Source organism: Chryseobacterium sp. BLS98 (assembly GCF_001045445.1).
GTDB lineage: Bacteria > Bacteroidota > Bacteroidia > Flavobacteriales > Weeksellaceae > Chryseobacterium.
This window is the reverse complement of record NZ_LFNF01000006.1, coordinates 1-13,206: the sequence shown is the minus strand read 5'-3', so window position 1 is coordinate 13,206 and position 13,206 is coordinate 1. Positions and strand designations below refer to the sequence as shown.

Here is a 13,206-nt window from a genome sequence, read left to right as displayed (position 1 = left end):
GGTTTTATATAGAAATCTATTATTTTTAAGTAAAGCAAAGACATCGGCTTCGCCACTGAATAAGCGGATGCTATATCCACACGCTTCATCGAATCAATTTTAATTGATTCCCGCCTTTGCATTAAAAAAATATTCAGTCAAAACTACTGCATACAAGAATATTATTATAGTATAAAAAAAGCAAAATATTAAAATAAAACAGCCTTTTCAATTTTATTATTATGTTAAATATTCTTGTTAAAAAATATTAAAAAGTATTTTTCTTTTAATACCACATTAAAATTCAGGTAACAGTACTCCGCTAAATTTGCTCTCAAAAAAATGAAGAAGACTTTAGCTACTTTTGCTGTTTTTTTACTCCCCCTTTATCTCACTGCCCAGGAAATTAACATCACCGGAAATGTAAAATCCGAAAACGGTTCCAGTGTTTCCGGCGTAAGCATCACCGACAAAAACACCGGAAAAACAACAGTAACCGACGAAAGCGGTAATTTTACCATATCAGCCAACCCAAAAGATATCCTTGAGTTTTACGCACCGGATTTTTCAATGTACACTGTAGAAGTTTCTTCCAGAAGACAATATTCCGTTGTTTTAAAAAAAGCCAATGAAAAACAGATTGAAGGTGTAGTGATTACCGCTTTAGGGATTGCCAAAAAGAAGGAAAAGATAGGCTATGCGACCCAGGAAGTAGGAACCAAACAATTTGAGACCATTACCACACCAAGTATAGGAAATTTATTTTCCGGACAGGTAGCCGGGCTTAATGTTTCCAATCCGACAGGGATGCAGCAGGCACCACAGTTTACACTAAGAGGAAACTCCAATCTGGTTTTCGTAATCGACGGTGTGATTGTAGAAAAAGAAGTTTTCCAAAACCTGGATCCCAATAATATCGAAAACATCAACGTTCTTAAAGGAGCTACAGCTTCCGCTTTATACGGCTCAAGAGGAAGATACGGAGCTGTCCTGATTACAACAAAAAGCGCCAGAAAGAAAGGCTTTTCTGTAGAGTTTTCACAAAACACCATGATAACGGCAGGATTTACCAACCTTCCAAAAACTCAGAATGAATACGGAAACGGATCTCACGGGAAATATGAATTCTGGGACGGCGCCGACGGTGGTGTGAATGACGGTGATATGATCTGGGGACCTAAATTTGTTCCCGGACTGAAAATTGCCCAATGGAACAGCCCGATCAGGGATAAGATGACAGGCCAGGTAATTCCGTGGTACGGAGCAGTGGCAGGAACCCAATATAATGATAAATCAAGGTACGAAAGAGTCCCGATCGACTGGCAGTATCATGATAACCTCGATATTTTCTTAAAACCTGCAGTTATTAACAATAACAGTTTCGCAGTAAGCTATAAAAACAATAAAGATATTTACAGACTGTCCGGAAATTTCATGAATTATGATGACAGGATTCCCGGTTCGTATCTGCAGCGTTACGGTGTCAACTTTTCATCTGAAAATCATCTGGGAGAGAAATTAACCTTTGATACCAAATTTAATTTCAATCAAACCTTTACGCCCAATATTCCCAACTACGATTATAATCCAAGCGGACATATGTACACCATCCTGATCTGGATGGGAGCAGATGTAGACGGCAGGGATCTTAAAAACCATATGTGGATTCCGGGAAAAGAAGGAACTGCACAGGCTAACTGGAACTATGCATGGTACAATAACCCCTGGTTCGGCGCTGAGTATTACAAGAATAAAAACAGGACCAATGTCATCAATGCACAGACCGGCCTTGAATATAAAGCCACTGAAGATTTCTCCGTAAAAGGGAAAGTATCCATCGTTGAGAACCATAATAAGCAGGAAATATTAAGTCCTTACTCTTATTTTAATTATAGTGCTCCAAGAAGCGGAGGTTATCTTCTGAATGATACCAAAACATGGAACCTTAACTCCGATATCCTTGCAACTTACAAGAAAAAAATATCTGATAATTTTGATTTTACGATCAATGCCGGAGGTTCTACTTTTTATTATAAAAACAATGTGGATAATGCATCTACAGACGGATTAAAAATCCCGGAACTATATACTCTGGAAAACTCAACCGGAGCGGTAAAGTATTATGATTATCTTAAGGAAAAACTGATCTACAGTGCCTATTCAACAATTGATATTGGCTTGTACAATGCTTTTTTCATCAACGTTTCAGGACGTAATGACTGGTCTTCTACCCTTCCGAAAGCCAACAGATCTTACTTCTACCCTTCTGCATCAGTAAGTGCGGTTATTTCAAATCTTGTCAAAATGCCGGAAGCTGTCAATCTTTTAAAACTTTCAGCTTCATGGGCCAAGGTTGCCTACGATTTCCAGCCGTATTCCATAAGAAACTATTATCTGAACAATCAAGGAGCTACTTTCAATGGAAATCCGATGTACAATTATCCTACCATCCTCAATGTTGAAAATTCCTTAAAACCGGAACAGACCAAATCTTATGAACTGGGATTGAGCGCAGGATTATTTAAAAACAGGGTTACTTTGGATGTTACTTATTTCAGAACGCTGGATTATAACAACATTCTGCAATTCCCGGCAGCTCCTTCATCCGGATTTACCTCTCAGTATGTAAATGGAAATGAGTATACAACGAAGGGGCTGGAGATCTCTTTGGGATTGGTTCCGGTAAAAACAGCCAATTTTACCTGGAAATCATTAATCAACTGGAGCACGTATGAGCAAAAACTAACCTCCATCTATGACGATATGCCAAACTACAACAATATTAAGCTCGGTGAAAGAATGGACAGCTTCTACGATTATACATGGAAGAAATCCCCGGACGGGAAAGTAATCCTGAACGCCGCTACAGGTATGCCTACAAGAGCAGATGCACCAAGTAACCTCGGCCACTTCAATCCGGACTGGACATTTGGTTTTAACAATACCTTTAAATATAAGAAGTTCACGCTGAATATCGGAATCGACGGAAGTATCGGAGGTGTGATGAGATCCCAGGTTGTAGAAAAAATGTGGTGGGGAGGAAAACATCCGAACTCAACAGCCTACAGGGATCTTGAATATGCAAATCCGGGAACCTACTATTTTGTACCGGACGGAGTAAATTATAATGCAGCTACCGGAACCTATACACAACATACAAAGCCAATCAGTTTCCAGGACTGGGCACAGAATTATCCTTATCAGGCAAGGGTAACGGAAGATGAAAGTGAATTGTTTGCCAATGTTTTCGACAGAACCTTCATTAAGCTGAGGTCCGTAGTCCTGGAATACGATTTCTCATACCTCCTGAATCCTAAAGGCATGATCAAAAATTTTACAGCCAATATTTCTGCTTATAATCTGGCGATGTGGAAAAAGTCCAAAAATCTTTATTCCGATCCTGATTACCAGCTCAAGAAAGACAGCAATGATATCCAGGACCCTTCCAGCAGATGGATAGGAATAGGCTTTAATCTTAAATTTTAATGAATAAGTATCTCTGAACAATGAAAAATAATATAAATGTTGTAGCGAAATCGCTAAAAAAATTCAGCATAAAGACGATTGCGGTTGCAGGGCTTCTGATCCTCGCCTCATGTGAAACCGATCTTGATAAAATCAATGAAAACCCTAATGACCAGGCCAGTGTAGATCCTAAGGTTCTTCTGACGTATGTTTCAAAAGATGCTTTCCAGGTAAACGGCGACAATATGTATGCTTCGAGAATGATGATTGGTACAGACGGAGAAAATACGTATCAGTACATGAAATGGAATGATGCTTCTTTCGACGTATACACGAAAGGCATTCTGAACACAGTAAAAATGATGCAGGAAGCCGAAAAGATCAACAATAAGAACTACAGTGCCATCGGCAAATTCTACAGGGCGTATTATTTCTTCAATTTAAGCCTAAAATTCGGAAGCATTCCTTATACCGAAGCCGCAAAAGGGGAAGCCGGAATTACCCAGCCCAAATATGACAGCCAGGAAACAGTAATGGCAGGAATTTTATCTGAATTGAAAGAAGCCAATGACCTGATCAATTCCAATGATAAAATTGAAGGCGACATTATCTATAACGGCGACGCTTCAAAATGGAAAAAACTGATCAATTCTTTCCGTCTTAAAATTTTAATTACCATGTCTAAAAAAACGACATTGGGAAGTTACAATATCGCCACTGAATTTGCTTCAATCGCAGCAAGCCAGCCTTTAATGACCTCTATTTCAGATAATGGGGAGCTTAAATTTGCCGATGCAGCAGACAGCAGATATACCATGTTCAATAACAGTGGTTACGGATCAAGTTTATATATGGCCGATTATTTTATCAACCTTTTTAAAGCAAGACAGGACCCACGTCTTTTCACTTTTGCCGCACAGACTACTGCCGCAAAAGAAGCAGGAAAGCCCATTACCGACTTCACAGGCTACAACGGAGGAAATCCTACTTCTTCCTATTCTGACAATGCAGCGCTGATCACCGCAAAAAATATTTCTAAGGTCAATGACCGTTTTTACAAAGATCCTACCAATGAGCCTTCTTCCGTGCTGAGCTATCCGGAACTGGAATTTATCCTAGCCGAAGCTGCAGCCAGAGGCTGGATTTCCGGGTCTGCAAAAACACATTATGACAATGCTATTAAAGGAAGCTTTAGTTTTTACCAGACTTATGTGAAAAATCCGGGGCAATACTTTTCCGGTTTTGATGTCAATCAGTATTTGACAAATCCATTAGTCGTTTATAATGATACAGATCCGCTTCAGACCCGTTTGGAGAAGATTTTGACTCAAAAATATATGACGATGTTCCACCAAAGCCAATGGACGTCTTATTATGATTATTTAAGGACAGGATATCCGAACTATCCTTTGCAGACAGGAGTTTCTGCACCATTCAGATTCAGATATCCGCAAGCAGAATATAATTATAACAGTACCAATCTGAAAGCAGCACTAGCAGCTCAATACGGAGGAAATGACAATATCAATTCCAAACCGTGGTGGCTGCAGTAAGAACCTAAAATATTTATTAAAAACAACTAAACCGCAGGAAAATCCAATTAACTTGCGGTTTATTTCTTATTAAGACTGAACTATGAACAGAAGAGAATTTTTAGAAAAATCAAGCCTTTTGCTGGCCGGGCTGGGAACATCAAGTGTTCTTCACCCTGCTATTTTAAAAGCACTGGCCATTGAACCTGCTGCAATGTCCACCTTTTATGATGCCGAACATGTAGTGATTCTGATGCAGGAAAACCGTTCTTTTGACCATGCTTTCGGAGCATTAAAAGGGGTTAGAGGATTCCTTGACAAAAGAGCTTTCGTTAAAGAAGATGGACATTCCGTTTTTTTCCAGAAAGATGATGGCGGAAAATACGCTTCCCCTGCGAGATTAGATCTTAGAAATACAAAATCTACCTGGATGAGCTCTCTGCCGCATTCATGGGCAGATCAGCAGAAAGCTTTAAACAAAGGAAAATATGACAAATGGCTTCAGTTCAAGGCCTCCGGAAATAAAGATTATAAAAACATTCCGCTTACTTTAGGCTACTATAACCGGGAAGACCTTCCTTTTTATTATCAGCTGGCGGATGCATTTACGATATTCGACCAATATTTCTGCTCTTCGCTTACGGGAACAACGCCCAACAGGCTTTTCCACTGGTCGGGAACACTTAGAGAACAGCAGAGCGGAAAGGTAAAAGCCAATGTCTACAACGAGAATATTGACTATGATAAGGCAAGGCAGGCACACTGGAAAAGCTTTCCCGAAATTTTAGAAGAGCAGAATGTTTCCTGGAAAATCTATCAGAACGAAATCAGCCTTCCGAAAGGAATGTCCGGCGAACAGGAAGCCTGGCTGAGTAATTTCACAGATAATCCGATTGAATGGTTTTCAAAATTCAACGTTAAATTTTCAAAAGGTTACCAACAGAATATTCCTGACATTATTGCTTCCCTGAAAAAAGAGATCGGAAAAAATCCTGATCAGAAGAAAAGATTGGAAACGATGATCGCTGAACTGGAAGAAGATCAGAAAAAATATACTCCTGAAAACTATGCTAAACTTTCGCAGTTTGAAAAGAACCTTCACGAAAAAGCTTTTACTACCAATATCAACGATCCTGATTACTGGAATCTGGAGACCGGAAATGATGAAAATGGAGAAAGGCTGGTTGTTCCGAAAGGAGATGTCCTGTTCCAGTTCCGTAAAGACGTGGAAGAGAAAAAACTTCCTCTTGTTTCATGGCTGGTAGCACCAGAGCATTTCTCTGACCATCCCGGATCACCTTGGTACGGAGCATGGTATATTTCAGAGGTTTTAAATATTCTTACCAAAGATCCCGAAATCTGGAAAAAAACAATTTTCATTATAAACTATGATGAAAATGATGGATATTTCGATCATGTTCTTCCGTTTGCCCCACCAGTCAACCCAAGCCAGCCTGTTGATATGAATAGTAAGGAAGGAGTGGAATATGTTGATAAATCCCAGGAATATATGTCTGCTCTTCCGCTGAAAAATCATGAAAGAATAGAAGGAACTGTTGGTTTAGGCTATAGAGTTCCTATGATCATTGCATCCCCCTGGACGAAGGGCGGCTTTGTGAATTCCGAAGTTTCAGACCATACTTCTGTTCTTCAGTTTCTGGAAAAATTTATCCGGAAAAAATATAATAAAGATGTTAAAATTGATAATATCAGTGACTGGAGAAGAGCGATTTGTGGAGATTTGACTTCTGTCTTTAATTCTTCAAACTTTAAAGCTCCAAAGATGGATTACCTTGATCAGAAAGATTTTGCAAAAACCATCAACGCTGCCAAAAGTAAGCCTGTTCCCAATTTGAAATGGTATTCTGAAAATGAACTGGATGAAAATTTACTTGAAATTCAGGAAAGGGGAACCAGACCATCCAATCCCCTGCCTTATCATTATCATGTGAATCTGGAAAACGGAAAGATTGTAATGACGAATTTAAAAGAAGCAGGAGTTCCGTTGTTGATTTATGACAGAACTCAATTAAGCAGTGGCCATTACTACTTCTCTTATGCACTGTATTCAAAACAGGAGCTTTCCCATATCGTAAATCCCGGAAAATATGATCAGGAAGTTTTCGGGCCTAATGGTTTTTTCAGGAAATTCAGCGGAAGCAATGTGCCTGAAATAGAAGTCCGATTGATCTGTAGCAGTTCAAGAAACGAAGCAGAACTGATTTTCAAAAAGAAAAAAGGAGAGATTTCAGTTGTCTTGGAAGATTTGTATGAAAACACCAAAAAAACTATTTCCCTGCGCCAGGCAGAAGAGAAAATAAAAGTTGATTTCAGCAAAAATAAAGGCTGGTATGATCTTAAAGTTATACACAATGACCAAGTCTGGCATTTTGCCGGAAGAACAGAAACCGGAAAAGTTTCTATTTCGGATCCACACTGGATGTAATCTGAATGCTATAAAAAATAAAGTCCTGTGCAATGAGTGCAGGACTTTTATTATGATGATAAATTATGGATTATTGGGCGGTTTTATATAATTCACATATAAATATCTTAATACATAAAGCAATATTATAATAAAATAATTAATAATATTAAAAAAAGATAATTTTATTGATATAATTTGCTAACTTTAATCAAATTCACGTAACTAATTAACAATATCATGAAAAAACTAAATCTAAGCCTTACGGTATGCTTAATTACTGCTGCATTTTCCGGTAGTTTAAAGGCACAAGACACTAATACAGACAATCATACCATCACCATTTCAATTCCTGAAGTTGCCCTGGTAGATATTGAACCAGCTGCAACCAAAAACATTACTTTAGGGTTTACAGCTCCTACAGAAGCAGGTAATCCCATCACACCAACGACTTCCAACAACACGCTTTGGTTGAATTATTCATCCATTAAATCTGTGGCAGATCCTACCCGTAATGTATCTGTAAAAGTAAATGCCCTTATCCCGGGAATTGATATCAACGTAACAGCAGCCGCCGCCACAGGCAGTGGAGGCGGTACATTAGGTACTCCTGCTGCCCAGATTACCCTGAGTGCTGCAGATCAAACCATTATTTCAGGAATCGGAAGTGCATATACAGGAAATGGAGCCAATAACGGACACAATCTTACCTATGCCCTGGCAGCAGGAAGCGGACCTGGAGGGGTAGCAGTATATGCCGACCTACAGGCAACAGCTACTACAGTAGCAACAGTTACGTATACGATCTCGGACAACTAGTCCAAGCTTTCATTTACAAGTAAAGCCTGCGGAAGTCGCTTATCAGTTTCTTCCCGGTTTTATATTGTCAATAATTTAATTTCAAACTTTACATCATTATGATAAAGCGAATTTTTCTTTTAATGTTCCTGATGCTGCAGTTTAGCTTTCTACAAGCCGGTATTGTCGTTCTAAACGGCCTTACCCATACTTACAAAGTGGAAAACGGAAAAGTTTACAAAGGAAAAATCGGCATTGAGAACACAGGCAATGCTTCTCAGAATGTGAAATTATTTTTACAGGATTTTACTTACAAAGCTGACGGATCTATCTACTATACCGCCATCCGTACCAATAGCAGAAGTAACGGAGACTGGATCAGGCTTAATACTAACCTGATTACTTTAAAGGCAAAAGAAAAAACTGAAGTATTTTATGAAATAACAGTTCCCGACCAGTCCCCTGACCCCGGAAGTTACTGGAGTGTTATCATCGTGGAACCTGTAGATGACATCAAACCGAATGATGATAAAGCAGGCGTAAATATCACTTCTGTAATCCGGTATGCCATCCAGGTTATTACTGATTTTAAATCCGAAAGTGCAAAACCTGATCTTAAGTTTGAAAGCGTAAAAATTGAAAAGGAAGACGGAAAACAGACGGCAAAAATTGCAATAGCCAACAACGGCAGTCTGTACTGCAAACCATCCGTAACCATCGAAATCTACAACAGGAAAACCGGAGAACGTCTCGGAAGCTATGCAAGCACCGCAATGGGGCTATTACCACAGACCTCCAAATCATTCTATATTGACATCAGTAAAGTTCCGCCGGATCAGTACAAGGCTGTTCTTATTGCTACAGATGAAGAAGACAATGCATTTGCACTCAATGTGGAGTTAGAAGTAAAAAATGATTAAAAACTGGATTTTATATATCGTCCTTTTATCCTTATTCCCGGCACATATTTTTTCTCAACAGTCCAATCCTTTGGCCGCCAAAAAAGATAGCCTGATGCCCGGAATGTCTACCTCTATTTCTTTTCCTTTAGAGAACCGTTCATTAGAAAATAAAATATATAGCATTACAGTTACTTCATCCAGCTCCTACATTATTCCTATTTTATCAGGAGAAGAAATTGAAATAGCAGCCGGTGAAAAAACAGTCTATATTGTTCCTATCCGGATTGCAGCAGAAGCAGCACAGGGTATTTATTCCGTCATTCTTCACGGAAATGACCGGCGTGACGGAGCAACTTTTACAAAAAACTCACAGATTACTGTTTCCGGGAGCAGAAAACTTAATCTGACAGCATTAAATTCACCGGAATTTATCCGGGCCGGTGATACGATCCGAGCTTCTTTTCTCCTGAAAAATAATGGGAATATTACAGAAAAACTAATCCTGGAAAGTAAGAATGCTGTGGTGGGTAACGATTCTTCTATAACATTATCTCCGAACGAGTCAAAAACAGTCAATATTTATAAAATCACCAATCCAGAACTTGGACAAAATGAATTTCAGAATCTTAATCTGTCCGTTTATTCCCCGGATAATCCAAAAGAAAACCAGACAGCCTATGTAAGTGTTAAAGTGATATCGGTAAAACCTATAGAAGATGATATTTACCACAGGCTTCCCGTTTCAGCCTCTCTTTCTTTTATAGGGATGAAAAATATGGGTATTTATGAGGATGGATTTCAGGGAGAAATATATGGAAAAGGGAGCTTAGACAAAGAAAATAAGAACCAGATTGAATTTCATGCTGTATCTGCCAACCCCGTCGAGTTCAATTCTTTTACCCAATATGAAGAATATTTTATTAATTATAAAAGAAACAATTTTTTTGTTCATCTCGGGGACAAAATGTATTCGGCTTCATATTTAACTGAGTTTGCAAGATATGGACGTGGTGCGGAGGTCCGGTATGATTTAAAAAAAGTAAGTTTTGGTGGTTTTTATAATCATCCGAGGTTTTTCCGGGATATAAAAGATGAATTCAATGTATATTCTACCTTTAAAATCCGTAAAGAATCTGAAATTACAGCAGGATATCTTTATAAAATTCCCAGGAAAGGGGAGATAAACTTCGGGAATATCAGGCTTTATTCTGAGACTCATCTTCCTTATACTGCAGGAAAATTCAAGGTTTCAAAGAATATTAGTCTTTCCGGGGAAGCTGCATACAGTAAAAATGATGAAGCGGAAGGCACCGCTTATCTTGCCCAAGCCCAGGCTTCTTTTGAAAGGCTTAACGCTAACGTAATGTATATGAGAGCCAGTCCGAAATTTGCCGGTTATTTTACCAATACCAGCACATTTAACGGGAATCTTCAGTATACTTTTTCCAAAAAGATCAACGTGTTTGCCAATTATGTTCAGGATGCCAGAAACTTTCAGAGAGATACTTTATTCCTGGCTGCCCCTTACAGAAGCTTTCTTCAGTATGGGATCCAGTATAAATACCTGCCCAATGGTTTAGTCACTTTTTACAATGGTTTTCAAAAATACCAGGACCGTCTGGAGCCTAAGCAGTTTGATTATTATGAGCAGTATTTTAAATTGAGTATCGATCAGAAGATAGGGATATTCCAGGTAAATCTTCAGGGACAGTTAGGGAAAACAAATAATTACCTGAGTGGGTTTAGCGGAAATTCCAGCTTCTACACTACCAATATTTCCTTTGAAAAATTTAAAACATCTTTCAATGTTTTTGCGAGTTATGCCGTTACTTCACGGTATCAGCTCCAAAATCAGAGACAGATTTATTATGGAGCCAGAATTTTCAGCCGCTTTTCTGATAAGAGCAGCCTGAGCCTTTTTTATCAGAATAATTATATGCCTGAGGAGTATTTCAGGGACAGAAACCTGTTTGAAGTTTTATATCATCAGCAGCTTTTTCCGGGGAGCGAGCTTGATCTATCAGGAAGATATTCATTACAGCGTGGTGAGCTTGGTAATAAGGATTTTATATTTTCTTTACGGTATACGCTCCGGCTCAATGTTCCGGTACAAAAAACTGCTGAATATATTTCTTTATCAGGAAACATCAGTAATCTGGGGGTAAAAAAGACAGAAGGAATTAAATTAATGCTGGGCAGCAATTTATCAGTTACAGACAAAGATGGAAATTACTTCTTCAAAAACATTGTTCCGGGAGATTATTTCCTTGAGATAGACCGCTCTACAACAGACATTAATGATATTTCCGATATTTCTCTGCCAGCATCATTACAACTTACCAACAAAGAAAATACTTTTAATTTCGGTTTAACGACAGCATCGATGATTAAGGGGATTATCTTGCTTTCTGAAGAAGAGGAAAAGAGTCAGTATAGTTTTGTACAGTTTCAGCCTAAAAAAGAAAAAAACAAGAAGCAAAGCATTATTATTGAGATATCAGATGGTGAACATACGTACAGGAAAATAGCATTTCTCGGGGAAACATTTGATTTTACTTATCTGCGTCCGGGAGAATGGAAAGTTAAGCTTTACAGAAACGGTCTGGACAAGAGGTACAAAATAGCGACAGATTCCTATCAATTTGAGCTTAAACCGTCCCAAATCCAAAACATGACTATTCATATTGTCAGACAGCAAAGTGAAATTAAATACCAGCAGGAAACCATAAAGGTAGGGTACAACGAAATAAAAAAGAAGAAATGAGATTAAAACAGTGTATAATTGGCCTTATTTTATGTATGATATCCGGCACATTATTCTCACAGACACTTATTGCTGTGGCTCTTCCGGTCGTTACTCTCATGGATGTGGAACCAGCAGGCACCCTTACGCTGAATTTTACAGCCCCTACAGAAGCAGGACAGGCTTTAACTGCTCCGGCTGTCAATACTACAAAATGGATCAATTATACTTCCGCAATTGCTTCCGGAGGACTTACCAGGAGAATTACAGCTTCTATTAATCAGGTGATCCCGGGAGTGAATATAGGAATTCAGGCTGCAACTGCCTCGGGTGCCGGAGGCGGAACACTAGGTACATCATCCGGCCTGGTTACTCTCTCTACAACAGCTGCAACCATTATTACAGGAATAGGCGGTGCTTATACAGGAAACGGTGCTAATAACGGGCACAGACTTACAATCAGTCTTACTGTAAATACTTATGCTAATCTTTCGGCCAGAGCAAATACTCCTGTCGTGATAACTTATACGATTACTGAATAAATTAAAAAGATGAAATTAATCTGCACTATTCTCCGCCATAAAGAATGCATAGCAAAATGCATCTGCTTTATTTTTTTCATGCTCGATATGAGCTCAAAAGCACAAACAGTATCAGTTTCAGGCACCAATTGGACTGCAAGTGTTCCTGCTATTACAGAAGCTGGAAGTAATTATGCCGGAACCTATGCCAGTGCCACTAATCAATCTATTCTCAATGTAGGCCTACCTGCCTTATTGGGAAGCGTAAAAGTATATGTACATTATGAAGCCAATCCTACCTGGGACAGCTCTTTGGTATTATCCGCAAAAAGGACAAACAATGGAACTACTTTATGTATTGGATGCAGTATATCAGGCGGAACTGCTTATCAGACTGTAACCCAGACTGCCCTTGAATTATTCCGAATATCTACTATTTTATCAGTTACTTCTTATACCGGGATCAATATACAATACCAGTTAAGTGGCGTATCTGTAACTATTCCTGCCGCAACTTATAACAGTAAAATAGTGTTCACGGTAAGTAATTAAGTTAATCTAATTAATTATGATCAGCAAATACCTTAAGGCCATAGCCACAGAGGTTTGCAATTACTTATTGCTTATTACTTATCATTTATTTGAATATTTGATATAATATTGATATATGCGTCCCTGGAGTAAAGTGAATTAAAGTAAAGTGATGTATATAACAAAAAAAGTCTCACACAAACAAGTTGTATGAGACTTTTAATAAAAACTGGCGGCGGCCTACTCTCCCGCTTGTCGCAGTACCATCGGCGCTGGTGGGCTTAACTTCTGTGTTCGGAATGGGAACAGG

General features: G+C 38.8%; 8 protein-coding genes and 1 rRNA gene. 8 read left to right on the top strand and 1 reads right to left on the bottom strand.

The annotated features are described in order from the left end of the window. Positions 1–321 precede the first annotated feature (321 nt). From ACM40_RS19870 to ACM40_RS19835, 8 genes are all read left to right on the top strand, one after another. Positions 322–3,465 carry a SusC/RagA family TonB-linked outer membrane protein gene (locus ACM40_RS19870; protein WP_048504546.1) on the top strand — a complete coding sequence of 1,048 codons (3,144 nt, stop codon included), beginning with the start codon at positions 322–324 and terminating at the stop codon, positions 3,463–3,465. A 20-nt stretch (positions 3,466–3,485) separates the two neighbouring features. Further along, positions 3,486–4,997, top strand: coding sequence for a SusD/RagB family nutrient-binding outer membrane lipoprotein (locus tag ACM40_RS19865; protein ID WP_048504545.1), 1,512 nt, complete (start codon positions 3,486–3,488; stop codon positions 4,995–4,997). Between the two features lie 82 nt (positions 4,998–5,079). Next, positions 5,080–7,422, top strand: coding sequence for a phosphocholine-specific phospholipase C (locus ACM40_RS19860; RefSeq protein ID WP_048504544.1), 2,343 nt, complete (start codon positions 5,080–5,082; stop codon positions 7,420–7,422). A gap of 219 nt (positions 7,423–7,641) precedes the next feature. Next, positions 7,642–8,220: a hypothetical protein gene (locus ACM40_RS19855; protein ID WP_048504543.1), complete on the top strand. Its 579-nt coding sequence runs from the start codon at positions 7,642–7,644 to the stop codon at positions 8,218–8,220. Between the two features lie 98 nt (positions 8,221–8,318). Beyond that, complete coding sequence (locus ACM40_RS19850) at positions 8,319–9,119, top strand: WxL protein host-binding domain-containing protein (protein WP_048504542.1); 801 nt, start codon at positions 8,319–8,321, stop codon at positions 9,117–9,119. Continuing rightward, positions 9,112–11,865, top strand: a complete 2,754-nt coding sequence (locus ACM40_RS19845; protein WP_048504541.1) for a hypothetical protein — start codon at positions 9,112–9,114, stop codon at positions 11,863–11,865. The genes ACM40_RS19850 and ACM40_RS19845 overlap by 8 nt, the downstream gene beginning before the upstream one ends. Continuing rightward, on the top strand, positions 11,862–12,386 hold the full coding sequence (locus ACM40_RS19840; RefSeq protein WP_053077136.1) for a hypothetical protein: 525 nt from the start codon (positions 11,862–11,864) through the stop codon (positions 12,384–12,386). Before ACM40_RS19845 ends, ACM40_RS19840 begins: the two co-directional genes overlap by 4 nt. Before the next feature lie 9 nt (positions 12,387–12,395). Then, positions 12,396–12,917 carry a hypothetical protein gene (locus ACM40_RS19835; RefSeq protein WP_228376229.1) on the top strand — a complete coding sequence of 174 codons (522 nt, stop codon included), beginning with the start codon at positions 12,396–12,398 and terminating at the stop codon, positions 12,915–12,917. A gap of 206 nt (positions 12,918–13,123) precedes the next feature. Here the strand turns inward: ACM40_RS19835 and rrf are convergent. Then, positions 13,124–13,206: ribosomal RNA gene (rrf, locus tag ACM40_RS19830) — 5S ribosomal RNA — on the bottom strand; the annotation flags it as partial.

Bases quoted from the DNA above. Each gene is read 5' to 3' on its own strand.
- ACM40_RS19870 (WP_048504546.1), top strand. From the start codon at position 322: ATGAAGAAGACTTTAGCTACTTTTGCTGTTTTTTTACTCCCCCTTTAT.
- ACM40_RS19865 (WP_048504545.1), top strand. From the start codon at position 3,486: ATGAAAAATAATATAAATGTTGTAGCGAAATCGCTAAAAAAATTCAGC.
- ACM40_RS19860 (WP_048504544.1), top strand. From the start codon at position 5,080: ATGAACAGAAGAGAATTTTTAGAAAAATCAAGCCTTTTGCTGGCCGGG.
- ACM40_RS19855 (WP_048504543.1), top strand. From the start codon at position 7,642: ATGAAAAAACTAAATCTAAGCCTTACGGTATGCTTAATTACTGCTGCA.
- ACM40_RS19850 (WP_048504542.1), top strand. From the start codon at position 8,319: ATGATAAAGCGAATTTTTCTTTTAATGTTCCTGATGCTGCAGTTTAGC.
- ACM40_RS19845 (WP_048504541.1), top strand. From the start codon at position 9,112: ATGATTAAAAACTGGATTTTATATATCGTCCTTTTATCCTTATTCCCG.
- ACM40_RS19840 (WP_053077136.1), top strand. From the start codon at position 11,862: ATGAGATTAAAACAGTGTATAATTGGCCTTATTTTATGTATGATATCC.
- ACM40_RS19835 (WP_228376229.1), top strand. From the start codon at position 12,396: ATGAAATTAATCTGCACTATTCTCCGCCATAAAGAATGCATAGCAAAA.